The organism is Paenibacillus sp. FSL W8-0194 (assembly GCF_037969745.1).
Lineage (GTDB): Bacteria > Bacillota > Bacilli > Paenibacillales > Paenibacillaceae > Paenibacillus_AQ > Paenibacillus_AQ cookii.
Genome location: NZ_CP150205.1, coordinates 1569984 through 1595591 on the forward strand (window position 1 = coordinate 1569984; position 25608 = coordinate 1595591).

Below are 25608 nucleotides of genomic sequence, written 5' to 3' on the forward strand. Positions count from 1 at the left end.
GTAAATTTCAATTTCATAGCAAATCACTAGGGGTGCCTGACGGCTGAGACGGAAGTGCGATTTCCGGACCCTTTGAACCTGATCTGGAGCGATGCCAGCGGAGGGAAGTGGTAAGAACAACGTTTTATGCTTGCGCCTTATGCGTTTTTTTGGGGCGCAAGGCTGTCGACGTGCGGAAAAGGCCACTTTCTTTCGGGAAAGCGGCCTTTAATTTTTTTTGCGGGAGTTGAGGTCCTGTGGCAGGGAGGGAACTGCATGTCGTTTCGACGGGAAGGCAGCCGCTGGATGAGCTGGCGAGAATTGCCGGCCTCATCCATCCATACGTGGATGCGTTTCATGTAAGGGAACGGGCCAAAACGGCGCGCGAGCTGCTGGAGGGAATCGGAATGCTGCTGGCTGCGGGGGTTCCCGCAAACCGCATCGTGGTGAACGATCGGGCCGACGTCGCGGCTGCCGCCGGGGTGCGGGGCGCGCAGCTCGGGCATCACAGCCTGGATGTATCCGATGTGAAGAAGTGGTTTCCGCAGCTGCGGATCGGCCTGTCGGTCCATTCGCTGCACGAGGCCGTGGAGGCCGAGGAGAAAGGGGCCGATTACGTGATTTTCGGGCATGTCTATGCGACGGCATCCAAGCCCGGTTCTCCGGCCCGCGGACCCGGGGAACTGAGGCTGCTCGCGAGCCGCGTCCGCATTCCCGTTATCGCCATCGGCGGGGTGAAGCCGACGAACGTGGCGGAGACGCTTGAAGCCGGCGCGGCGGGCGTGGCTGTCATGAGCGGGATTTTGGAAGCGGCAGACCCGGTCAGCGCTGCTGCCGCTTATTATCAATGTTTACATAACGGGAGGGAAAACCATGGTCCATCAAGCTGACGTTGCTGACGTCGTCGTGGTCGGAGGCGGCGTCATCGGCGGTTCCATCGCGTACCATCTGGCAAAGAAGGGCAGGCGCGTATTGATTCTGGAGCGGGAGACAATCGGCTCCGGCGCGTCGGGCGCGGCGGCCGGCATGCTCGGCGCCCAGTCGGAGACGCACCGGGCGGACGTGCTGTTCGACCTCGCTCGGCAGAGCCGGGCGATGTTTCCCCGGCTGGCGGAGGAGCTGAGGGAGCTTACCGGCATCGACATCGGACTGGTGCAGAAAGGGCTTTTGAAGGTGGCGTTGACGCCGGACCAGGCCGCCGATTGCCGGCGGATGATCGCCTCTCAACGCCAAGCCGGGGAAACGGCGGCGTGGCTTACGCCTGCCGAAGCTAACGAGTTGGAGCCTAACCTGACGGGCCGCATCGAAGGCGCGATGCGGATTCCCGGGGACGGGCAGGTGTCGGCGCCCGAATTGACGGCCGCCTATGTCCGGGCAGCCGTCATGCTCGGCGCCGAAGCCAAGGAGAATTGCAGCGTTCGTTCGCTGCGGCTGGAACGGGGGCGGGTTACCGGCGTCGTCACGGATGAAGGGACGATAAGCTGCGGACAGGCGGTCATCGCTGCAGGCGTCCACGGCCAGCGGCTGCTGGCGCAAGCGGGAATCGAAACCGGCGTATACCCGGTGAAAGGCGAATGCTTTTCGGTCGTAACGGAGGTCCCTTTGGTAAGCCATACCATATTCACCGACGGCTGTTATTTGGTGCCGAAGCGGGGAGGGAGACTCCTCGTCGGAGCTTCCATGGTCGAGCGCAACGATGAGCTGACGGTGTCCGTCGAAGGTTTGATGGGGCTGCTGGCCAAAGCTGCCGCTCTCGTGCCGCGGATAACGGCTGCCAGGTGGGAGAAGGCGTGGGCAGGGCTGCGGCCGCAAACCCGCGACGGCCTCCCTTATCTCGGAGCGGCTGCAGGCTGCGACGGTTTGTTCGTCGCCGTAGGGCATTATCGCAACGGCGTACTGCTGAGCCCCATTACCGGGGCGCTGATCGCCGAACAGATGAGCGGCGGGCAGCCCGCATTCGCAGGCTGGGAATGTTTTGCGCCCGAGCGGCATGGGGCCGTCAGGCAGCCGGAAGGGAGGGGCGTTCATGCTGGATCTGATCGTTAACGGGGAAGCCGTGCAGGTGCCGGAGTCGGTCGCGACGGTATCGCGGCTGTTGGAACATTTTGGCCTGGATCGGCAAGTCGTCGTCGTGGAAATCAACCAGTCCGTACTCGGGAAAAACGAACATGCGGACACAGCCGTCCGAAACGGAGACCGGATCGAGCTGGTGCATTTTGTGGGAGGAGGATAAGGAACATGTTAACTATCGGACCGCATCAATTTCAATCGAGATTGCTGCTGGGAACGGGTAAGTTCCCGGACTTTGAGGTGCAGAAGGCAGCCGTAAACGTATCCGGCGCCCAAATCTTGACGTTTGCCGTTCGGCGGATGAACATTTACGAACCGGACCAGCCAAATTTTTTGGAGATGATCGACATCGAACGGTTTACGCTGCTGCCCAATACGGCAGGCGCGCGGACGGCGGAGGAAGCGGTGCGCATCGCAAGGCTCGCCAAAGCCTCCGGATTATGCGACATGATCAAGGTCGAGGTGATCGGCGACATGAAGACGCTGCTCCCCGATCCGATCGAAACGCTGCGGGCTTCGGAAATGCTGCTGGAGGAAGGGTTCATCGTGCTGCCCTACACGTCGGACGACGTGCTGCTGGCGAAGCGGCTGCAGGAACTCGGCGTGCACGCGGTGATGCCGGGAGCCTCGCCGATCGGCTCCGGCCAAGGAATCGTGAACCCCTTGAACTTGAGCCTTATCATCGAGCAATCGACCGTGCCCGTCATCGTCGACGCCGGCATCGGCACGCCGTCGGACGCGGCCGTCGCCATGGAGCTTGGCGCCGACGGCGTGCTGCTTAATTCGGCGGTTTCGGGCGCCAAGGACCCGGTAAAAATGGCCCTCGCCATGAAGCTCGCCATCGAAGCGGGGCGGCTCGGCTACGAAGCCGGCCGCATTCCGAAAAAGCGCTGCGGGACCGCCAGCAGCCCGCTCGAGGGAATCAGCGTCACATGAGCGGGGACGGGATGCATAACGATCGGTATTCGAGGCAAGCGTTGTTCCCCAAAATCGGTCCGGACGGCCAGCGGAAGCTTGGAGAGGGGCATGTCCTGATCGTCGGCGCGGGAGCGCTGGGGTCGGTAAGCGCGGAAACGCTTGTGCGCGCAGGCGTAGGCACCGTCACCATCGTGGACCGCGACTACGTGGAGACGAACAATCTGCAGCGGCAGCAGCTGTACTGCGAAGAAGACGCCCTGCTGCGCCTGCCGAAAGCGGCGGCGGCCAAAGCCCGCCTGGAACGCATCAATTCGGACATCGATATCCGGGCCGTCGTCGCCGACGCCGCCGCTGCGGAAATCGAAGGGCTGGCGCAGGGCGTGGACGTCATCCTCGACGGGACGGACAACTTCGAGACGCGGCTCGTGATCAACGATTTGTCCCAGAAGCTGGGCATTCCATGGATTTACGGCGCTTGCGTCGGCAGTTACGGCATAACCTTCACGATCGTGCCCGGCCGAACGCCATGTCTCTACTGTTTGCTTGGGAAGGTGCCGACCGGCGGCGCAACTTGCGATACGGCCGGCGTCATCGCTCCGGCGGCGCAAATGGTCGCGGCTTACCAAGCCTCCGAAGCGCTTAAGCTGTTGGTAGGCGATCGGGATGCTTTGCACGGCAAGCTCGTTTCGTTCGATTTATGGACGGGCGCCCATGCCGCGATCCGGGTGGGGGGCATGAAGAAGCCGGATTGCCCGTCATGCGGAAAACACCGCACCCACCCGTACCTGCAGCCGGCCAATCAGTCCCGGACAGCCGTGTTGTGCGGCCGGGATACAGTGCAAATTCGTCCGCCCGCACCGGTCCGGCGCGATTTGAAGGAGCTGGCGCGCAGATTGTCCCGGCAGGGCGGCGAGGTCAAGGAGAACCCGTATCTCGTGTCTTTTGCGGCGGGAGGATGCCGGTTGACGGTTTTTTGGGACGGGCGGGTGCTCGTGCACGGAACGAAGGACATCGCGGAAGCCAAAAGCTTGTACCACCGCTATTTAGGCTGAGTCCGAAGGGGCGGAGGGAACATTCGGCGCCGATGTTTCCGGTTTGACAAGCGGCGGCTTGAAGGATAAAGTAAAGGGTGAAAAACGAACTTCATACGAAATCCACTGGGGGAGCCGCGAGCAAGCGGCTGAGACAAGGATGCTTGGACCCTTTGAACCTGATCCGGATCATACCGGCGTAGGGAAGTGGAACGGACTTCGCCTATCCCATGCCTTTTCATGCTGATAGCGTTTCGGAGCCGCTCCATTTCGGGGCGGCTTTTTTGAGTTTGATCGGCCGCTTCCGGCTTCTTCTTGTTTGGATTTCATCCAAATTCATTCGGAGGTGTTGGCATGACCCGTTTTACCGATGAGCTTCGAAACGAAGCGGATCCGATTTTTCGCGCCATTTTTGACCATCCGTTCGTGCGCGGCATTGCGGAGGGAACTTTGCGGAAGGAGCAGCTGATCCATTACGTGAAGCAGGATTTCGAGTATTTGAACGCCTATATCCAGTTATACGGAATCGCGATCTCGAAATGCGACAGCCGCGACACGATGGCCCTTTTTAACGAGCAAATTTCGTTCATCCTGCACAGCGAAACGCATCCGCACAACAATTTTTGCAGCGTGACGGGCGTTTCGTACGAACAATTGCAGGGTTACCCGCTTGCCCCGTCGGCGAACCACTATGTCCGCCACATGCTGAGCGTGGCCCATGGAGGAACGCTTGAGGATATTTTGGCGGCGATGCTGCCGTGCCCTTGGACGTATACGGAGATCGGCGCCAAATTGCTGGCGGAAGTGAAGCCGGACCGTTCCCATCCGTTTTACGATTGGATGCACTTTTACGGCCGCTTCGAAGGCGGGATTACGGATAAGATGCGTCTGCTGCTGGACGAGCGGGCGCAAGGTTTGTCTTCCGACCGGAAAAAACGTCTCAAGGAGCATTTCGCGGCAAGCTGCCGTCTGGAGTACATGTTCTGGGACATGGCATATACGCTGGAAGAATGGCCGGTTCCCATGATCCCGGCGGAAGGGGTGGGACGATGATCGAGGATATGCAGCATTTGCCCGGCATCGTCAAGCGGCGCAGGCCTCTCGTGCACAACATCACGAATATGGTGGTGACGAATTTTACGGCGAACGGATTGCTGGCGATCGGAGCGTCCCCCGTCATGGCCTATGCCCGGGAGGAAGTTGCGGATATGGCGAAAATAGCGGGCGCGCTGGTGTTGAACCTGGGCACGCTCAGCGCCGGGCTGGTCGAAGCCGCAATCATTGCCGGCCGGTCGGCGAATTTGCACGGAGTGCCGGTGATTCTCGATCCGGTAGGCGCAGGCGCCACTCCGTTCCGGACGAAAGCCGCCCTGGAGATCCTGCGGGAAGTCCGCGTCGCCTTGGTTCGCGGCAATGCGGCCGAAATCGCGAACCTGATCGGCGAAACGGCGGCCATCAAAGGCGTGGATGCGGAAGAGTCCGAATCGGAGCCTCCGGTCGACCTCGCGGTGCGGGCCGCCTGCCGTCTCGGCAGCGTCGTGGCGATCACCGGCCGGGAGGACGTCATTACGGACGGATTGAAGGGATACGTGGTCCGGGGCGGACATCCGATGCTCACCCGCGTAACCGGGACGGGTTGCCTGTTGACGTCGGTCATCGGCGCGTTTGCCGCCGTTGAAACGGATTTGTTGACGGCCGGGGCGGCTGCGCTTGCCTTTTACGGGGCGGCGGCATCGCGGGCGTACGCGGCGGCAGGCGGCCGCGGGCCGGGAAGCTTTCAAGCCGCGTTCCTTGACGCCTTGTCCGAAATGGATCAATATCCGCTTCCGGAAGAGGCGCTTAGCGAGCACCCGGTTTCGGCCGGAAGGGGGTTCGTGCAATGAGCGTTCCGAAAGCCTTGACGATAGCCGGTTCGGACAGCGGCGGCGGAGCCGGAATCCAGGCCGACCTGAAAACGTTCCAGGAGCTCGGCGCATTCGGAATGTCGGCGATTACGGCGGTTACGATCCAAAACACGCTGGGCGTGGACGGCGTCTATCCGCTGCCGGCCGCAGCCGTTGCCGGGCAAATCCATGCCGTGGGGACGGATCTTGGCCCGGACGCAGTCAAAACGGGCATGCTGTTCAGCGCCGACATTATCGAAGCGGTTGCGGATCAGATCGAAACATTCGGATGGAACCGGGTGGTCGTCGATCCGGTCATGATCGCCAAAGGCGGGGCGGAACTGCTGCGGGACGATGCCGTCGAGGCGTTGACGCGCAGGCTGCTGCCGCTTGCGCTCATCGTCACCCCGAATATACCGGAGGCGGAAGTGCTTGCCGGGCGGCCGATTGCCTCGATGGAGGAGCGCCGCGAAGCAGCAATAACAATCGCGGAGTTCGGCGTCAAAATGGTCGTCATTAAAGGGGGCCACGATCCGGCGTCGGACGAGGCCGTCGACCTGCTGTACGACGGGGAGTCGTTTACGGAGATCGCGCGGCCCAGAATAGCGACGAAACATACGCACGGAACGGGCTGCACGTTTTCCGCGGCCATTACGGCCGAACTTGCGAAAGGGGCGTCCCCTGGCGAAGCCGTACATACCGCAAGGGATTACATCCAGGCCGCCATCGAGGAGGCGCTTGGTATCGGAGGAGGCAGCGGCCCGACCAATCATTGGGCGTACCGGCGCAGGAAGGAGCTGGTCCGGTGAAACGCTTTGAACCGGCCGATTTGAAGGAAAGGCTGAAGCTTTATCTTGTCGTCGGCAGCGTCAACTGCAGGCAAGATGCGGCGGAGGTCGTGGAGGAAGCCATCCGGGGCGGGGTCACGATGGTACAGCTTCGCGAGAAAGGGCGGAATGCGCTCGCGGGGAACGCCAAGGCCGAGCTGGGCGGACGCATCCTTGCGGTTTGCCGGCGATACGGCGTGCCGCTTATCGTCAATGACGACGTCGACCTGGCGCTTGCTTTGGACGCCGACGGCGTGCACATCGGACAAGAGGACGAGCCGGCGGACCGGGTGAGGGAACGCATCGGGAACAAAATTTTGGGCTTGTCCGTGCATACGCTTGAAGAAGCCAAGCTTGGCGCGGAGCTGAGTGCCGATTATTTCGGGGTCGGCCCGGTTTTTCCGACCGTTTCCAAAGAGGATGCCCGCCCGGTTCAAGGCACGGCAATGCTGCGGAATATCCGGCGGATGCATGCGGCCATGCCGGTCGTCGGCATCGGAGGCATTACCGCAGCCCGCGCCCCTGAGGTGATTCAAGCGGGGGCGGACGGCATCGCGGTCATTTCAGCGATTACGCAAACGCCCGATCCGTACCTGGCGGCGATGGAGCTGTCCCGCGCGTTGACCGTATCCATGGCCGGACGAAATCCCCAAGCTTAACATATCCCGGTTTGACGTCCCGAAGGATGGATCCGGAATCCTTGATGATCGCGGATATGAATCCAACAACAAGGTAACGCTGCGCATCAGCTCGAGAATGTACCGCATGACAGGGCATGTTGCACCGAAAAGGAAAACCATGCATACGTCTTTGCTTACAGGCTGAATTGGCAAGGGGTCATTCGAAGATGAACGCACTCAGACTTACCGCCCGGTTCAGTCCGGCCCGTCCGGGGCAAAATAGGGAAGGATGCGCCAATGCTTCGGCAGAAGGGAATCCGTCATTTACAATCCGCTCCTTTATTTGTTAAAGTAAAGGGCAGATTCCCTCATAAACAGGGTTCATTTCATTCTACAGTATGTGCAATCCTGGCACGGAAAGAAGGCAGAACATGACGGAAGCAATGTTGTCCCCTTTGGTAAAAACCTTGGACCTGCAGCCCCATCCCGAGGGCGGTTGGTACAAGGAGCTTTGGAAATCTTCGTTCGAGATTCCTCAAGCGGTGCTTGACGCCAAATATTCGGGTTCGCGGCCGGCGGCCACGTCCATTTATTTCCTGCTGCACCCGAACGAATTTTCGAAATGGCATCGCGTCTACTCCGACGAATTGTGGCTGTGGCATGCCGGAAGCCCGCTGCAGCTCGTGCTTGGCGGAGACGGAGAGAACCCGGGAGAGCGGAAGGAAATCGTGCTTGGCATGGACCTGGAGAAAGGACAAGTTCCCCAAGCTTTGGTGCCGGCCAACGTATGGCAGGAAGCGCGCCCGCTCGGGAACGAACCGGTTCTCGTCTCCTGCGTCGTATCGCCCGGCTTTCATTTCGACGATTTTACGATGATCGATTAACACAGCGGTCCTGCGCCTGAATAGGAAACCCTGCTTGCAATCCACGTTGCGGCAGGGTTTTTGCGTTTTTCGCCGAACAAGGCGATATCGCTTCCCTATCCCCCCGACCCAGGCAACTTTCCAAGAATTGTTGAACTTTCCCTCACGGATGAAGTATATTACATCATGTTATAATGTAACCGATTCCACATACGGAATGAACGCCGATACGGGGGATATAAACATGAAGAAGTTGATGATGATCTACATTTTGCTTATCGCCGCTTTCGTCGGATATGTCGTGATGTACCGGCTTGAAGACCAGCGCCGCAGCAACGCCTGGCAGGACGGGGGCCTGCACGGCAGCATCGGCGAAAATTATGTCATGGTCACCTTTCAATCCGGGATGGAATATTGGAAAAACATTCTTAAAGGATTCGAAGACGGAGGCGATGCCCTTGGCGTCTCCGTCGATTATCGCGGCTCCACGCAATATGACGTAAAGGAGCAGATCACGGTGCTGGAGCAGGTCATCGCCAAAAAACCGGCAGGCATTGCGTTGTCCGCCATCGACTCCAGGGCGTTGACCTCGACGATCAACAAGGCGGTGGACGCCGGCATTCCCGTCGTTTTGTTCGACGCCGACGCTCCGGACAGCAAAGCTTATTCATTCCTCGCCACGAACAATTACGACGCGGGGGCCGCGGCCGCCGACCAAATGGCCCTCATCTTGGGGCGGGAAGGCGAGGTCGGCATCATTACGCAGCCCGGACAGCAGAACCATGACGACCGGATGTCAGGGTTCCGCGACACGATCGCCGCCAAATATCCGGCCATGTCGGTCGTGGACGTCAAGGAGGGGAAGGGCGATACGATGATTGCCAAAAACGGCGCGTCGGAAATGCTGAAAAAACATCCGGCGTTAAAAGGCATCTTCGCCACGGAAGCGAGCGGCGGAGCCGGGGCGGCGGATGCGGTCATCGCCGCGAACAAAACCGGCAAGGTCAAAATCATCGGATTCGATACGAATAAGGCCACCTTGGACCGGATTTCCGACGGAACGATTTCGGCCACGATCGCCCAAGGCACTTGGAATATGGGGTATTGGTCGCTGCAGTATCTGTTTCATCTGCACCACGGTCTGACGGTCCCCGCCCCGACGCTCGGGAATGACGTTTCTCCCCTGCCGCCGCGGGTGGACACGGGGGTAACGATCGTAACCCGGGAGAATGTGAAGGATTATTATGCGAAATAAACGGAAGGGAACATGGAGGGACAAGTTGATGCAGTGGGGCCGCTTCAGCGACTTGCCGCTCCGGTACAAGCTTAGCGTCCTGTTTCTGATGGTCGGCATCCTGCCGTCGATCGCGCTCGGCGTGCTGGTCAACTTCACGGTGAACCGGATCGTGGACCAGCAGGTGACGGCGAACACGATCCAATTGATCGGCAAGGTGAACCAAACGCTTGATAACGATATGGAGAACCTGCAAAACATCACGTACCTGATCGGGTTCGATCCGAAGATCAAACTGTTTCTGGACGGCCGGATGCCTTCGGCTCGCGGCGGCACGGCGGCAGGCGGGCAAAAGCCGGTGCTTGACGATAAAAACGGCGAGTTGTACGCGGTTAAGCAGTATTTGCAAGGGTTTACGACGCTTTACCCCGAGATTGCGGCGATCCTGGTCGTAAACGGCAGCGGGGATTACGTCAGCAACGAAATGTATGCCCGGTCTCCGGAGAACCTGACGCGCGATGACTGGTACATGGAAGCGGCCAAACATGAAGGTTTGTTTACGGTGCTTGGCCATCCGCAGCAGCGCAACGTAACGACCCATGTCCATTATGCGAATGACGAGCTGGTTTCGGTCGTCCGTTCGTTTGTGGATCCCGATACCCGCAAGGTTACCGGGGCGGTGCTGATCGACCTGAAGCTGCGGGCGGTCGCGAAGGCGGTCCGCGACGTGACGCTTGGGAAAAACGGGTATCTTATGGTGACGGAAAAAAACGGCTCCCCGATCTATGCGCCGGACGACCCTCTCGTACCGGAGGTGCCTTCGGCCTGGTTTCCACAACAGGATAGCGGCGCGTTCGTAAAAGAGGCGGGGGGACGCCGCCTGCAATTCATCTACGGCACGTCCTCGTTTACGGGTTGGCGGACCATCGGCGTCTTCGAAACGAATGAAGCGATATATGAGGTCCGGGAAATCCGTTTTTATCTCATCTGCTTTTTGTTCGTCGTTTGCCTGTTCGGCCTTACGGCTTCCTATACGCTTTCCCAGTCCATTTCCCGGCCGATCCGCCAGCTGATGTCTTTCATGCAAAAGGCCGAATCCGGGGATCTGACCGTCCGCTACCTTCGGCACCGGCAGGACGAGGTCGGGATGCTGGGACGCAGCTTTAACCGCATGCTGCTGGAAATACGCAAGCTCATCAAACTGAACGAGCTGCGCGAGCGGCAGAAGCGCGAAGCCGAGCTGCGAAGCCTGCAGGCGCATATCAAACCGCATTTTTTGTACAATACGCTCGATACGATCCATTGGATGGCCAAGAAAAAAGGGGCGGACGACGTGTCCGACATGGTCGAGTCGCTGTCCACGCTTTTCCGGATCGGACTCAGCAAGGGAAGCGACATCATCCCGATCCGGGACGAGTGGACGCATATATCGAGTTACCTGCAAATCCAGAAAACAAGGTACCGCGACAGGCTGCGATGCGATTTCCTGCTTCCCCGGGAAGCGGAAGGTTTGTTCGTGCTGAAGCTCCTGCTGCAGCCGATCGTCGAAAACGCGATCTATCACGGCATCAAAGCCCGCAGAGGCCCCGGCCATATCCGGATTGCGGCATCCGTGGACGAACACGCCCTGTTGCTGACCGTATCCGATGACGGGGCCGGCATTCCGCCCGACAAGCTCGGGGATCTGCGCCGTCAGCTGCGGGATCCGCTGTCGGCGATGGAAGAAAACGCCGGCGGGGGCGGGCCGGCCGGACGCAGCTACGGCATGCTGAACGTGCAGGCGCGGATTGTCCTCACCTTCGGGGAGGAATACGGCATTTCGATCGAAAGCACGGAGGGGAAAGGGACAAGCGTGACGATCCGTCATCCTCTGCTCCATGAAGCCCCTTCGCCAACCGAAAACGATGGGGGAAACATGTGATGAACAATCTGTACCAAGTGCTGATAGCCGACGATGAACCGATCATTCGTGAAGGGATCATCGACGCCGTGGATTGGGAAAACCTCGGCATGGAGGTAGCCGCCGAAGCCGAGGACGGGGAAGAGGCGCTCGACATTGCCCAAGGGCGCCATATCGACATCGTTTTGGTCGACATGAACATGCCGATCATGGACGGCATCACGTTCATGAAAAAACTGAAGGAGTCGCAGCCCGCATGCCGTTTCGTCATCATTACGGGTCACGACGAGTTCGCTTACGCGCAGGAAGCCATCCGGCTCGGGGTGAAGGACTATATCCTTAAACCGGTCAATGCCGGCCATTTAAGGGAAGTGCTGCAAAGCGTCAAGGAGGAGCTCGACGAGCTGCATGTCCGGGACCATTACCTGAAAAAAGCTTCCGAGCAGATCGAAAAAAATATTCCCGTGCTGCGGGAACGGTTTTGCCGGGAATGGATCCAAGGGCTCATTGGCGACACGGAGGCGGCGGAGCAGCTTGAATTTTTAGGCCTTCCTTCCAGGCTGCCCGTGCAGGTCGGCGTCGTCCGCTGGCCGGAAACATCGGTGAATCAGCCTTTGATGAAGGAAAGCGAAAGGCAGCTGTTCCTGTTCGCCATCGAAAACATCGTCGCGGAGTTCGTCCAGCAGGCGGACCATTTGCTTTTCCGCGAACATACGGGATTGATCGGCATTTGCCTGTGGGACGAGACACCGGTGGAAATCGCGGCGGAAATCGAGCAGGCGGTGCAGAACTTTTTGAAAATGACGGTCCACGTCCATTTGGAAGCGGTGAAGGAGGGGCCCGGAGCGGTGGCGGAAGCTTACGACGCCTGCCGGGAAGCCGTCTTCCGCGAAGCGCAGCTGTCGCCGCTCGTCCGGAGGGCAAGGCAGCTTATCCATGAGCAATACGACCAGCCGGGACTGACGCTGGAGACTTTTGCATCCAGCCTGCAAGTGTCCCCGGTGTATTTGAGCCGGCTGCTGAAAAAAGAGCTGGGAACGTCTTTTGTAAGCTTCCTGACGCAGACCCGGATCCGGAAAGCGATCCAGCTGCTGAATTCCACCAATATGACCATGTACGAGATCGCGGAACGGGTCGGTTACGAAAGCCAGCATTATTTCAGCACCGCCTTCAAGAAGGTGATGGGCGTTTCGCCCAACCGTTACCGCAAAGGAGAAGCGTTCCAAGACATGTAGCCGCTTTAGGCAATCATCCCACATATTCCGGAGAGTATCCCTTCCGGCCGTTTGACGGTCGGCGGAGGGGTGCTCTTTTTTTTTATCCGCAGCATGCCTCCCACGGAGACGTTTTTAAACATTTGGAATTTGGAAGATCGACAAAGGTATGAAATTTATAAAAAATGGTCGATCCGGTGAAAAGACCCCGCCCGGCCTTCAAGTGTATTCTTTTTAATACAGAGAGGCCTTACGGCCGGGCAGGTGTAAGCGCTCTCGGATGCAGCATTCAGGAAAGGAGATTGAACCGATGAAGAAAGCATTAGCAGGACTTTTGATCGCATCGATGCTGATGGTCCTGACGGCCTGCAACCTGGCCGAATCGGGAGCCGGCGACAAAAATAAAGGTTATGTCGGACTGGCCATGCCGACCAAATCGTCGGAGCGCTGGGTTGCCGACGGACAAAACATGGAGCGGCTGTTCCAGGAAAAAGGATACAAGACGGATCTGCAGTTTGCGGAAGACGTGGTGGAAAATCAAATCTCGCAGATCGAAAACATGATCACCAAAGGCGTCGACGTCATTGTCGTGGCTTCGATCGACGGCAACACGCTGACCGATGTCATCAAAAAAGCCCATGACCAGGGCATCAAGGTGATCGCCTACGACCGGTTGATCCGGAACACCGAATACTTATCCTATTACGCCACCTTCGACAATTTCAAGGTCGGCGTGCTGCAGGCGTCCTATATCGAGCGAAAGCTCGGACTGAAAGAAGGGAAGGGGCCGTTCAACATCGAGCTGTTCGGCGGGTCGCCGGACGATAACAACGCTTATTTCTTCTACGACGGCGCCATGTCGGTCTTGAAGCCGTACATCGATTCCGGGCAGCTGGTCGTCCGCAGCAAACAAACGACGATGGCCCAGATCGCGACGCTGCGGTGGGACGGTTCGCTTGCGCAAGCGCGGATGGATAACCTGCTCAGCGCAAACTACTCGGGCGCGCATCTGGATGCGGTCCTGTCCCCGTACGACGGCATCAGCATCGGCATCATATCGTCCCTCAAAGGCGTCGGATACGGAACCGCGAAAAAGCCGATGCCGGTCATTACCGGACAGGACGGCGAGCTAGCCTCCATCAAGTCCATCGTCGCCGGGGAACAGACCCAAACGGTATTCAAAGATACGCGGAAGCTTGCGGAGCAGGCGGTCAAAATGGCGGAAAGCATCCTGAAAGGCGAAGAGGCGGAGGTCAACGACACGAAGTCCTACGACAACGGCGTGAAGGTCGTTCCCGCGTACCTGCTTCCTCCTGTTTCCGTCGATGCGTCCAACGTCGAAAAGGAGCTGGTCGAAAGCGGCTATTACACCAAGGAGGAAATCGGCCTGAAATAAGCCGTTCACATACTCGAAGGATCGGAAGGTGAAATCCATGTCGGAATACATTCTTGAAATGCGGAACATCACGAAAGCGTTTCCCGGCGTCAAAGCGCTCGATAACGTCAACCTGAAAATCCGGGAAGGCGAAATCCATTCGTTATGCGGGGAGAACGGAGCGGGCAAGTCCACGCTGATGAAGGTGCTCAGCGGCGTGTACCCGCACGGCTCCTACGAAGGGGATATTTTGTTCAAAGGCAAAACCTGCGAATTCAAAAACATCAAGCAAAGCGAAGAGCTCGGCATCGTCATCATCCATCAGGAGCTGGCCCTCATCCCTTACCTGTCCATCGCGGAAAACATTTTTCTGGGCAACGAGCGTTCCCGCAAAGGTTTGCTGAACTGGAACGAAACGATCACGGGAGCCCGCGAGCTGCTGGAAAAGGTGGGGCTGAACGAGCACCCGAACACGCTGGTGGGCAATATCGGGGTCGGCAAGCAGCAGTTGGTGGAAATCGCCAAAGCGCTCTCGAAAAAAGTGAAGCTGCTCATTTTGGACGAACCGACGGCCGCGTTGAACGAAGACGACAGCGAGAACCTGCTGCGGCTGATGCTGGAGTTCAAGAAGCAGGGCATATCCTGCATTCTCATTTCCCATAAGCTGAACGAGGTGTCGAAGGTGTCGGATTCGATCACGATCCTGCGCGACGGCAAAACGATCGAAACGCTGGACATGAAAAGCGGCGAGGTGAACGAAGACCGCATCATCCGCGGCATGGTCGGGCGGGATTTGACGAACCGGTATCCGGAGCGGACGCCAAACATCGGCGATTGTATTTTGGAAATCAAGGATTGGACGGTGTACGACGAGGTGCGGAGCGACCGGAAGGTGCTCGATAACGTCAACCTGCACGTTCGCCGCGGCGAAATCGTCGGGATTGCCGGACTAATGGGCGCCGGGCGGACGGAGCTTGCGATGAGCGTCTTCGGAAAATCTTACGGACGGAACATCAGCGGCACCCTGTACAAGGACGGCAAGCCCATCGAAAACAACTCGGTCACCCAGGCCATAAACAACGGATTCGCGTACGTGACGGAAGACCGCAAACATTACGGGCTGATCTTGATCGACGACATCAAGCGGAACATCTCGCTTACCGGCCTATCCAAGCTGGCGAAAAAAAGCGTGATCAACGATAAGCAGGAGATTCTGGTGGCGGAAGACATGCGGAAAAAGCTGAAGATCAAAGCCCCGGACATTCTGCAAAAAACCGGCAATCTCAGCGGCGGCAACCAGCAGAAGGTGGTCCTCAGCAAATGGATCTTTTCCGAACCGGACATCCTCATTCTGGATGAGCCGACGCGCGGCATCGACGTCGGGGCCAAATACGAAATTTATACGATCATCAACCAGCTGGCCGACGAAGGAAAAGGCGTCCTGGTCATCTCCTCCGAGCTGCCGGAAATTCTGGGCATCTGCGACCGGATCTACGTGATGAACGCCGGGCGGATCACCGGGGAAGTCAGCCGGGAAGAGGCTTCGCAGGAAACGTTGATGAGATACATGACCAAGACAGGAGGTCCAAAGCATGGAAACGTTAGTTAAATTGTTCAAAAATAACATCCGCCAGTACGGAATGATTATCGCGCTTGTCGTCATCATGATCTTTTTCCAGTTGATCACGGGCGGCCTGCTGCTTGAACCGATCAACATTACGAACCTCATTTTGCAAAACAGCTACATTCTCGTCCTCGCCATCGGCATGGTGCTGGTGATCATTACGGGACATATCGACCTTTCGGTCGGATCGGTGGCGGCCTTCGTCGGTGCCGTCGCCGGTATCATGATGGTGGATATGCATCTGCACCCGGTCGTCGCGGTCATCGCTTCCCTGATCGTCGGCGGGCTGATCGGCGCATGGCAGGGCTTTTGGGTCGCTTACGTCAAAATCCCGGCTTTTATCGTCACGCTTGCGGGCATGCTGTTGTTCCGGGGATTGACCATGATCGTGCTGAAAGGCCAATCCATCGCGCCGTTCCCGGCTGGCTTTCAAAAGATCAGCTCCGGTTTCATCCCGGATTTGGGCAGCGGCAGCATCAACGTGGTGGCGATTGCGGCCGGCGTCATTTGCACCGTCATTTTTGTCATCAATGAACTTCGCGACCGGCAGTCCAAGAAAAAATACAACTTCGACGTTTTGCCCGGCGGCTTGTTCATCCTCAAGCTCGTCATCATCGCGGCCGTCATCATGGCGTTTGCGTTTATGCTGGCCAGCTACGCGGGATTGCCGAACATTCTGATTCTGCTGCTTGCGCTCATCCTCATCTATTCCTTCGTCATGAACAAAACGGTGATGGGACGCCATATTTACGCGATCGGCGGCAACGAAAAAGCGGCGGGATTGTCCGGCGTCAAAACGAAAAAGGTGACGTTCTGGGTGTTCGTCAACATGGGCGTCATGGCCGCTATCTCCGGTCTCATCTTCGCGGCGCGCCTGAACGCGGCCACGCCGCGGGCCGGCACCAACTTCGAGCTTGATGCGATCGCCGCAAGCTTCATCGGCGGCGCTTCGGCGACAGGCGGCATCGGAACGGTGTTCGGGGCGATTATCGGCGGCCTGGTCATGGGCATCCTGAACAACGGCATGTCGCTCATCGGCCTCGGCATCGACTGGCAGCAAGGCATCAAAGGGCTTGTGCTTCTTGCGGCCGTCGCCTTCGACATTTATAACAAAAAGAAAAGCAGCGTATCGTAAATCGACGCCAGACGGGGGCAACAGCCTCCGTCTATTTTTTTGTTCGGGCCGCAAATTCATAGGCGCAATGTTTGATTTGGCTCCATTATGGGTAATACATAAGTATGCCGTTTCGATAGAGAAGGCGGCAGATTTGGCGATATCCAAGGAGGTAATGCTAGATGTCACAGACACTTACGGCTGAGCCGCGAAAAGATACCAAGCATTCGAGCTTGCGCAAGTTGAGGGAAAGCGGGCGCATTCCGGCCGTCGTGTACGGATCCCAAACGGAAAGCATTCCGCTCAGCGTCGATGTCAAGGAACTGATGAAGGTGGCCCGGACCGGACGCACCGAAATGTTTACGCTGAAGGTCGAAGGTTCCTCCGATTTTAACGTCATCATTAAGGATTTCCAGAAAAAAAGCGGGGCCGTGAGCCACGTCGATTTCTTGCAAATATCCGCGAATAAGCGGCTGAAGGTCCGCGTGCCGATCGAGTTCCTCGGAACCGCCGAAGGGACGAAAGCCGGCGGCGTGCTTCAGCATCAGGAAACGGAGCTTGAGGTCGAGGCGCTTCCGGCGAATTTGCCGGCCGCGATTCAGGTGGACATTTCGCACCTCAACATGGGCGACAAGCTGGTCGCAGGCGACATCAAGCTTCCTGAGGGCGTGACGCTGGTGGCGTCCCCCGAGGAACTGATCGCTTCCGTCACCGCTCCGCGTGCCGTGCTGCAAGCCGAAAACGAAGCGGAAGCCGAAGGCGAAGCAGCCGCGGATGCTGCGGGAGAAGCGGTCAAGGAATAAGGCCGCCTCAAGGCCGTTCATCGAATGGACCGCAGGCTGATCCCCATATGAAACCAGCCCGTCTCTGGAATGAGGCGGGCTGGTTTTTTATATATGCTGCCTGCTAAAAACCGGCCGTTCGCGGGCTTCGTTTTATTCGGAATGAAGCAGCCATTCCTCGTACAGCCGGTGAAGATGTTCCTCCAGCCGTTCGCGTTGTTCGTGAAGCTCCGCCAGCCGGATCGCGTCGCAGGCGACCTCGTCGTCCATCATTTGCGAATCGAGGCGCTGCAGCTCCCGTTCGGCGGCTTGGATTTCCTCTTCCCGGTTTCGCCGCGGCGCATTCGGAGGGGATACGCGCTGCTTCCCGGGAGCCGGGGCAGGAGCGGCTTCGGTTTCGCGCACGGCCCCCGGCTTTTCCGAAACCGCCTGCTGCCGGTATTCCTCCAGCCCCCCATGGATGACGCGCAGCCCGCTTTCCTCCAGGCTCCAAATCGTGTCGGCAAGCCGGTCGATAAAATAGCGGTCATGGGATACGGCAAGGATGGTTCCGGGAAATTCCTCCAGCGCTTCCTCGAGCACTTCCCTGGAATCGATATCCAGATGGTTTGTCGGTTCGTCAAGAATGAGCAGATTGGGCTTCAGCTCCATCAAAACGGCAAAACGCAGGCGCGTCCACTCGCCCCCGGAGAGGTTCGACACGTTTTTGAACACGTCCGGCCCGTAGAACAGGAAACGCGCCAGCTTGCCGCGGGCTTCGCCTTCTTCGACCCCCGCTTGTTCGCGGAAAAATTGGAGCACCGTCTGCCGGTTGTCGTCCGGATGCTCCTGTTGGGCGAGATAGCCGATGACGACGCGCGAACCTAAAGCGATCGAACCTTCCGTCACCTCTTCGCGTCCCATAAGCATGTGGAGCAGGGTGCTTTTGCCGCAGCCGTTCGCCCCGAGCAGCATGACCGTTTCGCCGTAGCGGAGCAGTCCGTTCGCATGCCGGAACAGGAAACGTTCCCCGAACGCCTTGCCGACCCGGTCAAGATATACGACCTGCTTGCCCGAGCGGTCCTCCTGGCGGAGCTCCAGCCCCATTTTTTTGCGCTCCAGCACGGGCCGTTTCAGCTTGACCATGCGATCCAGCGCTTTTTGCATGGAAGCGGCGCGGCGGTGAAAACCGGGATTCGGCGGATTGGACTGGTTGCCCCATTCGATCAGCTGCTTGATGCTTTCCTGCATTTTTTTGATCTTTTTCTGCTGTTCCTGGTACTGCGCGAATTGCAGCAGCAGACGTTCTTCCTTTTCCTTTTGGTAGCCCGAATAATTCGTGTGGTAAATGAAAGCTTCGCCGTCCTCGATTTCGACGACCTTGGTGATCACGCGATCGAGGAAATAACGGTCATGGGAAATGACGAGCACCGTGCCGGCGTATTCCGCCAAAAACTGTTCCAGCCATTCGAGCGCCGCCATGTCCAGATGGTTCGTCGGTTCATCCAGGAGCAGCAGATCCGGCCGTTCGAGCAGCAGCGAAGCGAGGCCGATTTTCGTTTTCTCCCCGCCGGAAAGGGAGGAGAAGGCTTGCGGCAGCTGGTCTGATGGAATCCCCAGGCCGGCCGTGATTTTGGCGATGGAGGCTTCGATTTCGTAGCCGTTTGCGCGTTCGAACCGCTCCTGCAGCTTGCCGTATTCGTCAAGCCAGCCGGCCAGCGCCTTGGGATCGCCGCTTTGCGCCGGATCGGACATCAGCGCCTCGAGCGCCCGCATCCGGCCCTGCCATTCCAGGACATGGGCAAACGGACGCAGGAGCACGTCATGAACCGTTTCTTCCGCGGCCGCTTCCGGAATTTGGGCGAGCATGCCGACTTTCGTTCCTTTCGAGATGGCGATTTGCCCCTGATCCGGGGTTTCGTTCCCGTTCAGGAGGCGGAGCAGGGTGGTTTTGCCGCTGCCGTTGCGGCCGATGAGCGCGACCTTTTCCCCGCGGGATATTTCGAAGCTGATATCGGAGAGCACCAGTTCAGCGCCATGGTATTTTTGTACGTTTTTGCATTGAATCATCATTTGTTTTTTCCTCCATAGATGCCGGGACCTACAGAAAAAAAGCCGCAGGGAAATGTCCCTGCGGCTTAAGCGTTCAACGCAACATCATCCGTTGAAGTTAAGGTAGGAGCGGCATTTCGCAATTTTTTGAAGCAACCGGATATTTAAAAATGGACAGACTGATCCCGTGAAATACCGCTGCATAAAAAATTCCGGACAATGCCATGGGTAATTGGTTGATCCGGTCGTTCGAAAAATTGCGCACCACTGCTACCTCACCTCCTTCAAAATATAGATACGCTCATTTTAGCGGCTTTGGACGCAAATGGCAATAGGCTAAAGACGCCATATTCCCGATTGATGCCGACGGCATCGTCACAAGCCTTCCTTTGGGCTGTATAATGGAATAAAACACTGCAAGCAGATTCAGGGGGAAATGATGAACAAAATTATGTTTACCGGCGGGGGCTCCGCAGGTCATGTCACCGTAAATTTGGCGCTGATGCCGCTTTTTTTGGAAGAAGGCTGGACCGTAGAATACGCGGGGTCCGTGGCGGGCATCGAAAAAGACCTGGTAAGCGCCCTGCCCGACGTGAAATATTTTCCAATCTCGACAGGCAAATTAAGACGGTATTTCGACATCCAAAACGTAAAGGATCCGTTTAAGGTAGCCAAAGGCGTGTACGAGGCTTACCGGTTGATCCAAAAGCGCAAGCCGCAGGTCGTCTTTTCGAAAGGCGGGTTCGTGTCCGTCCCCGTGGTGATCGGGGCGTGGTTGAACAATGTGCCCGTCGTGATCCATGAATCGGATATTACGCCGGGCCTTGCGAACCGCATCTCGATTCCGATGGCGTCCGTCGTCTGCACGACGTTCCCGGAAACGGCCGAACAGATGAATACGGCTAAAAGCCGTTACGTGGGCGCGGTGGTGCGCCAGGAACTTCACCAAGGCCATGCGGACCGGGGCAGGGATTTTTGCGGTTTCCAAGCGAACCAGTTCGTGCTGCTGGTCATGGGCGGAAGCCTGGGAGCCCGCAAAATCAACGAGGCGGTCAGATCGGCGCTGCCTACCCTGCTGAGATATTTCCAAGTCGTCCACATATGCGGCAAAGGCCAGGTCGACCCGAGCATGGACAGACCCGGTTATATTCAATACGAATATATCAACGAAGAGCTGCCGGACGTCATGGCCATGGCGGATCTGGTGGTTTCCCGCGCGGGATCGAATTCGATCTTCGAGTTTTTATCGCTGCGCAAGCCGATGCTTCTTATTCCGTTGTCCAGGCAGCAGAGCCGGGGGGATCAGATCCTGAACGCCCGCTCGTTCGAAAAGGCGGGATACTGCAAAGTTCTGGAGGAGGAAGAACTGAACGGGGACACCTTGTTCTCGGGAGTGATGGACGTATTCAAAAGCCGGAAAGAAATCGTTGAGAACATGCGGAGCAACCCGAGTTCCGATGCGCTTTCTGAGGTGTTCCGCTTGATCAAAGAGACGGCCAACCGCCGATAAGGAGAACAAGAGTTCTCGGTTTCGCGGGATATATGGTATATTGGTAAGACAGAGACCAAATACGCTTCGGAAAGGATACATTCATGCTGGCATTTACCGCTGAACGAATCAGGACATTGTGCGGCGTCACGGGCTATAAACGCGGCGAGGCGATGGTCGAGCAGGGACAGGTCATGGTCGCGGAGCGCGACGACGAGGACCGCTGCAGCCGGGCCGTCGTGCAGGACCATGAAGTATATCACGTCCATATCGACATTGACGGGGCGGACTTCCATGCGGAATGCGAATGCGGCGCTTACGGCGGTTATTATCCGTACTGCAAGCACATTGCGGCCGTGCTGATTCTGATGCTGGACGAGGAGAAAAACGGAGCGCGGGAGAACCGGGGAAAAGGCGAAGTGGTGCCGCTCCCGACGCCCGGCGTGACTTCACGAGACATCCGATTGACCGGCGGTTTGATCGATTTGTTCGGCAAAGCCGCGGACCAAAGGCGCATCAAAGCGGGGCAAAGGCTTGCGAACGCCTTGAAGGAAACCCTTAGCGTCGAATTCATATGCCAAATCACCGACGAATACCTGCCCGAGCCCAAATTCAAAATCGAAATGAAGGTGGGGCTGAAGCGGACGTACGTCGTCCAGAACATCCGGCAGCTGCTGCTGCATATCGAAGAAGGACGGCCGCTGCCGTTTACGAGGCTGTTTACGTACGATCCCGCGGAGCATACGTTTCGGGACGAAGACTGGGCGGTTATCGAGCAGCTGCTGCGCATTGCCGCCAGCGAATTCGCATACGACGAGACGGGCCGGTATTATGCCGGATTCGCCTCATCGGGAAACCAGCGGCTGCTGACGGTTCCGCCTCTGGCATGGGAGACGCTGCTGCCGCGGCTGATCGCCGCCGGCGCCTTCCTTGAACGGGACTTCGGCGAGCCTGCGCGGATGGAGGCGGCGGAGGGGAGTCTTCCCGTCTCGTTCGAAATCGGCGGCGGCACGGGCGAGGCCTACGGCCTTGAAATCCGGGGCCTCAAAAGGGTGACGGTAATGAACGCCTACCGCTGCGCCGTGTTGGAGGGGAAGGTGTACCTGCTGCCGGAACGGGAGCTTTATCTGCTGTCCGAGATGAAGTCGCTCCTATACCGTCACGATCATACGAAAATCCACGTATCCCCGCATCAAATGGATGCGTTGATGGAGAAGGTCGTCCCGGGATTGCGCAGCATCGGCCGGGTGTCCGTGGATCCGGCGATCCGTGACCGCATCGTCCAGCCCGCGTTGTCCGCGAAACTCTATCTCGACCGGGACGAGTCCGCGCTGCATGCCAGAGCGGAGTTCGTGTACGGCGGGATCGTGATCGACGCGTTAGCGGGCGATTGGGAAACGCGGAAACATGCCGACCTGATCCTCGTCAGGGATTCGGAAAAGGAGAAAAAGCTGCTGGACGCGCTGAACGAAAGCGACTTTATCCGCCTGGACAAAGCGTGGCAGCTGGATTTGGCGGAGGAGGACAGCGTATACGACGTGCTGTTCCATCTGCTTCCGAAGCTGGATTCGTGGGTCGAGGTCTATGCGACGGACAGCGTCAAGCAGATGATCCATACCGGCCGCAAGGCGCCCAAAATCAAGGCGGATACCAACGAGACGACCAATTGGCTGGAGATCAGCTTCGAGCTGGACGGCATTAGCGAAAAGGAAATCCGCAACATATTACTCAGCATCGTGGAAAAAAAGAAATTTTACCGGCTTGCCGAAGGCACGTATTTGTCGCTTGAGGGAGAGGCTTTCCAATTGTTCGGCGAGCTGTACGACGAGCTGGGCATGAGGAAAGGGGACCTTGCCGGAAGCCGCATGGAGCTTCCCCTGTTCAGGAGCCTTCAGCTGCGGGACCGGGATCACGGCAGCCTCAAGCTCGGAAAATCGCTGCGCGTCCTGCTTGACCATATGCTCCATCCGCAGCACGGGGAGTTTGAGGTTCCGGCCGAACTCGCCTCCGTCATGCGCGATTACCAAAAAGAAGGCTTTCAATGGCTGAAAACGCTCGGCTCTTACCGATTCGGGGGCATTTTGGCCGACGACATGGGGCTGGGGAAAACGCTGCAGAGCATCGCCTACCTTTTGTCGGAGGCTCGCGGGCAGGCGCATGGCAAACCTGCGCTGATCGTTGCGCCGGCGTCGCTCGTATACAACTGGGAGCAGGAATTCCGCCGCTTTGCCCCGTCGCTTAAGGTAGAGGTGGCCCTGGGCGCAAGGAAGGAACGAAGCGAAATGCTGCTGCGCATGGCGGATGCGGATAGCGAAACGGACGTACAGGAGGGCGGCGAAGACGCCGCCGGGGAATCCGATGCCGACGTCATCATCACCTCGTATCCTTCGCTGCGCAAGGATATCCGGATCTACAGGGAAATGGCGTTCAGCACCCTCATCTTGGACGAGGCGCAAGCGATCAAAAACGCCTCGACCCAGACCGCCCAGGCGGTCCGCGAAATAACCGCCGGATGCAGATTTGCGCTGACAGGCACGCCGATCGAAAATTCGGTGGACGAGCTGTGGTCGATTTTCGACGCCGTTTTTCCGGGGCTTTTTTCGGGCTTGAAAAATTTCCGCGGGTTGCCCCGGGACCGGATTGCCCGGATGGTGCGGCCCTTCATTTTGCGGCGCTTGCGCTCGGAGGTGCTCGAAGAGCTGCCCGAACGCATCGAAACGGTGCGGCACTCGGAGCTGTCCAGGGATCAGAAAAAGCTGTATGCCGCCTACCTGGAAGAGTTCAAGGAGGAAACGATCCGCGACCTTGAATTCGAAGGCTTTCAGCGCAGCCGGATGAAAATATTGGCCGGCATCACCCGGCTTCGCCAGCTGTGCTGCCACCCGGCGCTGTTCGTCGACGGCTACGAGGGGGAATCCGGCAAGTTGCAGCAGCTGCTCGAGGTAGCGCAGGACTGCCTGGAAAGCGGCAGGCGCATCCTCATTTTCTCCCAGTTTACGAGCATGCTGCGCATCATCCGCAGCGAACTCGGCAAGCTTGGCATTCCCGCATTTTACCTGGACGGCCAAACGCCGGCCAAAGAGCGGGTGGACATCTGCAGCCGCTTTAACGCCGGCGAACACGACGTGTTCCTGATCTCGCTGAAAGCCGGCGGCACCGGACTGAACCTGACCGGAGCGGACACCGTCATTTTGTACGATCTGTGGTGGAATCCCGCGGTCGAGGAGCAGGCGGCGGGCCGTGCCCACCGGATGGGCCAAAAAAACGTGGTGCAGGTCATCCGGCTCGTCACGAAAGGTACCGTCGAGGAGAAAATGGTGGAGCTGCAGCAGCGCAAAAAAGACTTGATCAAAGAAGTGATGGAACCGGGGGAACAGAGCCAAACGGCGCTGACGGAGCAGGAAATCCGCGAGCTGCTGGCGCTGTAGCGAAAAACGCTTCCCTCACTACGACGCAACGCTTGGCGCGAGCCAAGCGTTTTTTTATGGGTTCGTTGGTGCGAAGCCCTAAAAAAGGATGTACTTTTAACGGATTTATGAAGGAATTTCGGAGGGTATGGCGAAATGTAACCAGCATAAGGACTAGTATATTTGACCTATTAATCTGTGATTCATCATAGATTTTATATGAGGAGAACGACGATATGGGGTACAAACCAGACCTAATGACAGAACAACATCCTGAGCCAACGTTCAGGGAGCTGTTTTTTCATCGCCAAAAGACAAGCGGACCGTGCCGCAGGCGCGAGGAGATTTTGGCCCGGCATGTTTGGCGTCAAAAAGGGCCGGAAGGGGGCGAAGCCGGCAAAGCCGCTTTGGAAGCGGAGAGGTACGCTGATCGGCTGGAGCTGATCAAATCCGTTCACCACGTTTGCGGCGAAGCGGTCGACTGGAGCCGGATCGCTTCATTGGCGCCTCCGTTCCGCCGAGGGGAAAAAGGTCCGCGCGAACAGGCGGCGGAAACGCGTTATGCCGAGTTTAAGCCGACGCGGCTGCAGAAGCTTCTGAAACAGGATGCCGCCATCCGGCAGGAACTGGAGGAGCAGCTGGCGCAGGCAAAGGAGCAGGACCGACGGGAATATGCCGCATGGAAACACGCGACCGATTTTGCCCGCGACATTATGGAAGGCCATCGCACCGCGTATCTGCGGGTGATGGAGGAATTTGCCCCGCTGAATGACCTGCTGGCCCTTGGAAGCGGATTGGAATTCGTGGTTCTGGACCCGAAGACGGTTGAAGTCGAATTGGACGTCCATTCGGGGCAGATCATTCCGCATGAATCCAAACGGCTTACGGAAGAAGGGGAACTGGCGGCTGCTCCGCTCGAGGCGGAGGCTCGAAACGCCTTGGAATACGAATACGTTTGCGGCTGCGTCCTGCGGATCGCCCGGGAGCTGCTTATGATATTGCCCCTCGAAACGGTGCTTGTCCATGCCCGCGACACGAAAATGAACCGGGACTCGGGACAGGAGGAGTATGTGACCGTGTTGTCCATCCGCCTCGACCGGGACACGTTGTCCCGGCTGGACGTAGCCCCGGGGTCTTATTTGCAGCTGCTGGGGCATTTTACTCACCGTGTCCGGTTCGATCCGGCGGTCGGTTTTGCTCCGGTGGAGCCGCTCGAAGCTTAGGTATAGGCATAGGGGGAGGTCGTC

21 protein-coding genes and 2 riboswitches are annotated in these 25608 nt (G+C 58.1%); of the genes, 20 read left to right on the forward strand and 1 reads right to left on the reverse strand.

Translation table 11 applies throughout. The features are described from left to right. The first annotated feature begins 18 nt into the window (after positions 1–18). A riboswitch (TPP riboswitch) is annotated at positions 19–123 on the forward strand. A 113-nt stretch (positions 124–236) separates the two neighbouring features. The 17 genes from tenI to MKY58_RS06885 all read left to right on the forward strand — a co-directional run bounded on the left by tenI (position 237) and on the right by MKY58_RS06885 (position 17455). Further along, the gene (tenI, locus tag MKY58_RS06805) at positions 237–869 is read left to right on the forward strand and encodes a thiazole tautomerase TenI (RefSeq protein ID WP_339323956.1); all 633 of its coding nucleotides are present in this window, start codon (positions 237–239) and stop codon (positions 867–869) included. Continuing rightward, positions 853–2025, forward strand: coding sequence for a glycine oxidase ThiO (thiO, locus tag MKY58_RS06810; protein WP_339323957.1), 1173 nt, complete (start codon positions 853–855; stop codon positions 2023–2025). Before tenI ends, thiO begins: the two co-directional genes overlap by 17 nt. Then, positions 2009–2212, forward strand: coding sequence for a sulfur carrier protein ThiS (gene thiS / locus MKY58_RS06815; RefSeq protein ID WP_339325073.1), 204 nt, complete (start codon positions 2009–2011; stop codon positions 2210–2212). The genes thiO and thiS overlap by 17 nt, the downstream gene beginning before the upstream one ends. A gap of 5 nt (positions 2213–2217) precedes the next feature. Further along, a complete protein-coding gene (locus MKY58_RS06820) occupies positions 2218–2985 on the forward strand; it encodes a thiazole synthase (RefSeq protein ID WP_339323958.1) in 768 nt (255 codons plus the stop codon). Between the two features lie 11 nt (positions 2986–2996). Continuing rightward, entirely contained in the window at positions 2997–4019 is a 1023-nt protein-coding gene (locus MKY58_RS06825; protein WP_339323959.1) for a ThiF family adenylyltransferase, read from the forward strand. A 97-nt stretch (positions 4020–4116) separates the two neighbouring features. After that, positions 4117–4221: riboswitch (TPP riboswitch) on the forward strand. A gap of 131 nt (positions 4222–4352) precedes the next feature. Continuing rightward, entirely contained in the window at positions 4353–5051 is a 699-nt protein-coding gene (tenA, locus tag MKY58_RS06830) for a thiaminase II (RefSeq protein WP_339323960.1), read from the forward strand. Next, entirely contained in the window at positions 5048–5881 is an 834-nt protein-coding gene (thiM, locus tag MKY58_RS06835) for a hydroxyethylthiazole kinase (protein ID WP_339323961.1), read from the forward strand. Before tenA ends, thiM begins: the two co-directional genes overlap by 4 nt. Next, a complete protein-coding gene (gene thiD / locus MKY58_RS06840; RefSeq protein ID WP_339323962.1) occupies positions 5878–6690 on the forward strand; it encodes a bifunctional hydroxymethylpyrimidine kinase/phosphomethylpyrimidine kinase in 813 nt (270 codons plus the stop codon). The genes thiM and thiD overlap by 4 nt, the downstream gene beginning before the upstream one ends. Beyond that, a complete protein-coding gene (thiE, locus tag MKY58_RS06845) occupies positions 6687–7367 on the forward strand; it encodes a thiamine phosphate synthase (protein WP_339323963.1) in 681 nt (226 codons plus the stop codon). Before thiD ends, thiE begins: the two co-directional genes overlap by 4 nt. 392 nt (positions 7368–7759) lie before the next feature. Then, positions 7760–8212, forward strand: coding sequence for a cupin domain-containing protein (locus MKY58_RS06850; protein WP_339323964.1), 453 nt, complete (start codon positions 7760–7762; stop codon positions 8210–8212). A gap of 223 nt (positions 8213–8435) precedes the next feature. Then, positions 8436–9446: a substrate-binding domain-containing protein gene (locus MKY58_RS06855; protein ID WP_339323965.1), complete on the forward strand. Its 1011-nt coding sequence runs from the start codon at positions 8436–8438 to the stop codon at positions 9444–9446. A gap of 28 nt (positions 9447–9474) precedes the next feature. Next, the gene (locus tag MKY58_RS06860) at positions 9475–11346 is read left to right on the forward strand and encodes a sensor histidine kinase (RefSeq protein ID WP_339323966.1); all 1872 of its coding nucleotides are present in this window, start codon (positions 9475–9477) and stop codon (positions 11344–11346) included. Continuing rightward, the gene (locus MKY58_RS06865; protein ID WP_339323967.1) at positions 11346–12560 is read left to right on the forward strand and encodes a response regulator; all 1215 of its coding nucleotides are present in this window, start codon (positions 11346–11348) and stop codon (positions 12558–12560) included. Before MKY58_RS06860 ends, MKY58_RS06865 begins: the two co-directional genes overlap by 1 nt. A gap of 289 nt (positions 12561–12849) precedes the next feature. Next, positions 12850–13935 (forward strand): multiple monosaccharide ABC transporter substrate-binding protein, encoded by a 1086-nt coding sequence (gene chvE, locus MKY58_RS06870; RefSeq protein WP_339323968.1) that lies wholly within the window; start codon positions 12850–12852, stop codon positions 13933–13935. Between the two features lie 37 nt (positions 13936–13972). Further along, complete coding sequence (mmsA, locus tag MKY58_RS06875; protein ID WP_339323969.1) at positions 13973–15523, forward strand: multiple monosaccharide ABC transporter ATP-binding protein; 1551 nt, start codon at positions 13973–13975, stop codon at positions 15521–15523. Continuing rightward, positions 15507–16673, forward strand: coding sequence for a multiple monosaccharide ABC transporter permease (gene mmsB / locus MKY58_RS06880; RefSeq protein ID WP_339323970.1), 1167 nt, complete (start codon positions 15507–15509; stop codon positions 16671–16673). The genes mmsA and mmsB overlap by 17 nt, the downstream gene beginning before the upstream one ends. A 161-nt stretch (positions 16674–16834) precedes the next feature. Continuing rightward, entirely contained in the window at positions 16835–17455 is a 621-nt protein-coding gene (locus tag MKY58_RS06885; protein ID WP_339323971.1) for a 50S ribosomal protein L25, read from the forward strand. A 132-nt stretch (positions 17456–17587) separates the two neighbouring features. Here MKY58_RS06885 and MKY58_RS06890 read toward each other — a convergent pair whose 3' ends face one another. Further along, the gene (locus tag MKY58_RS06890) at positions 17588–19486 is read right to left on the reverse strand and encodes an ABC-F family ATP-binding cassette domain-containing protein (RefSeq protein WP_339323972.1); all 1899 of its coding nucleotides are present in this window, start codon (positions 19484–19486) and stop codon (positions 17588–17590) included. Between the two features lie 415 nt (positions 19487–19901). On the opposite strand from MKY58_RS06890, the gene MKY58_RS06895 reads away from it, so the two are divergent. From MKY58_RS06895 to MKY58_RS06905, 3 genes are all read left to right on the forward strand, one after another. Beyond that, entirely contained in the window at positions 19902–20975 is a 1074-nt protein-coding gene (locus MKY58_RS06895) for an undecaprenyldiphospho-muramoylpentapeptide beta-N-acetylglucosaminyltransferase (protein WP_339323973.1), read from the forward strand. Between the two features lie 83 nt (positions 20976–21058). Next, positions 21059–24382: a DEAD/DEAH box helicase gene (locus MKY58_RS06900; protein ID WP_339323974.1), complete on the forward strand. Its 3324-nt coding sequence runs from the start codon at positions 21059–21061 to the stop codon at positions 24380–24382. Positions 24383–24597: 215 nt separating this feature from the next. Beyond that, positions 24598–25584 (forward strand): hypothetical protein, encoded by a 987-nt coding sequence (locus tag MKY58_RS06905; RefSeq protein ID WP_339323975.1) that lies wholly within the window; start codon positions 24598–24600, stop codon positions 25582–25584. Positions 25585–25608 lie beyond the last annotated feature (24 nt).

Excerpts from the sequence above, each read along its gene's own strand:
- thiO (WP_339323957.1), top strand. The coding sequence starts at position 853 with ATGGTCCATCAAGCTGACGTTGCTGACGTCGTCGTGGTCGGAGGCGGC.
- MKY58_RS06820 (WP_339323958.1), top strand. The coding sequence starts at position 2,218 with ATGTTAACTATCGGACCGCATCAATTTCAATCGAGATTGCTGCTGGGA.
- MKY58_RS06825 (WP_339323959.1), top strand. The coding sequence starts at position 2,997 with ATGCATAACGATCGGTATTCGAGGCAAGCGTTGTTCCCCAAAATCGGT.
- tenA (WP_339323960.1), top strand. The coding sequence starts at position 4,353 with ATGACCCGTTTTACCGATGAGCTTCGAAACGAAGCGGATCCGATTTTT.
- thiM (WP_339323961.1), top strand. The coding sequence starts at position 5,048 with ATGATCGAGGATATGCAGCATTTGCCCGGCATCGTCAAGCGGCGCAGG.
- thiD (WP_339323962.1), top strand. The coding sequence starts at position 5,878 with ATGAGCGTTCCGAAAGCCTTGACGATAGCCGGTTCGGACAGCGGCGGC.
- MKY58_RS06850 (WP_339323964.1), top strand. The coding sequence starts at position 7,760 with ATGACGGAAGCAATGTTGTCCCCTTTGGTAAAAACCTTGGACCTGCAG.
- MKY58_RS06855 (WP_339323965.1), top strand. The coding sequence starts at position 8,436 with ATGAAGAAGTTGATGATGATCTACATTTTGCTTATCGCCGCTTTCGTC.
- MKY58_RS06860 (WP_339323966.1), top strand. The coding sequence starts at position 9,475 with ATGCAGTGGGGCCGCTTCAGCGACTTGCCGCTCCGGTACAAGCTTAGC.
- MKY58_RS06865 (WP_339323967.1), top strand. The coding sequence starts at position 11,346 with ATGAACAATCTGTACCAAGTGCTGATAGCCGACGATGAACCGATCATT.
- chvE (WP_339323968.1), top strand. The coding sequence starts at position 12,850 with ATGAAGAAAGCATTAGCAGGACTTTTGATCGCATCGATGCTGATGGTC.
- mmsA (WP_339323969.1), top strand. The coding sequence starts at position 13,973 with ATGTCGGAATACATTCTTGAAATGCGGAACATCACGAAAGCGTTTCCC.
- mmsB (WP_339323970.1), top strand. The coding sequence starts at position 15,507 with ATGGAAACGTTAGTTAAATTGTTCAAAAATAACATCCGCCAGTACGGA.
- MKY58_RS06885 (WP_339323971.1), top strand. The coding sequence starts at position 16,835 with ATGTCACAGACACTTACGGCTGAGCCGCGAAAAGATACCAAGCATTCG.
- MKY58_RS06890 (WP_339323972.1), bottom strand. The coding sequence starts at position 19,486 with ATGATGATTCAATGCAAAAACGTACAAAAATACCATGGCGCTGAACTG.
- MKY58_RS06895 (WP_339323973.1), top strand. The coding sequence starts at position 19,902 with ATGATGAACAAAATTATGTTTACCGGCGGGGGCTCCGCAGGTCATGTC.
- MKY58_RS06900 (WP_339323974.1), top strand. The coding sequence starts at position 21,059 with ATGCTGGCATTTACCGCTGAACGAATCAGGACATTGTGCGGCGTCACG.
- MKY58_RS06905 (WP_339323975.1), top strand. The coding sequence starts at position 24,598 with ATGGGGTACAAACCAGACCTAATGACAGAACAACATCCTGAGCCAACG.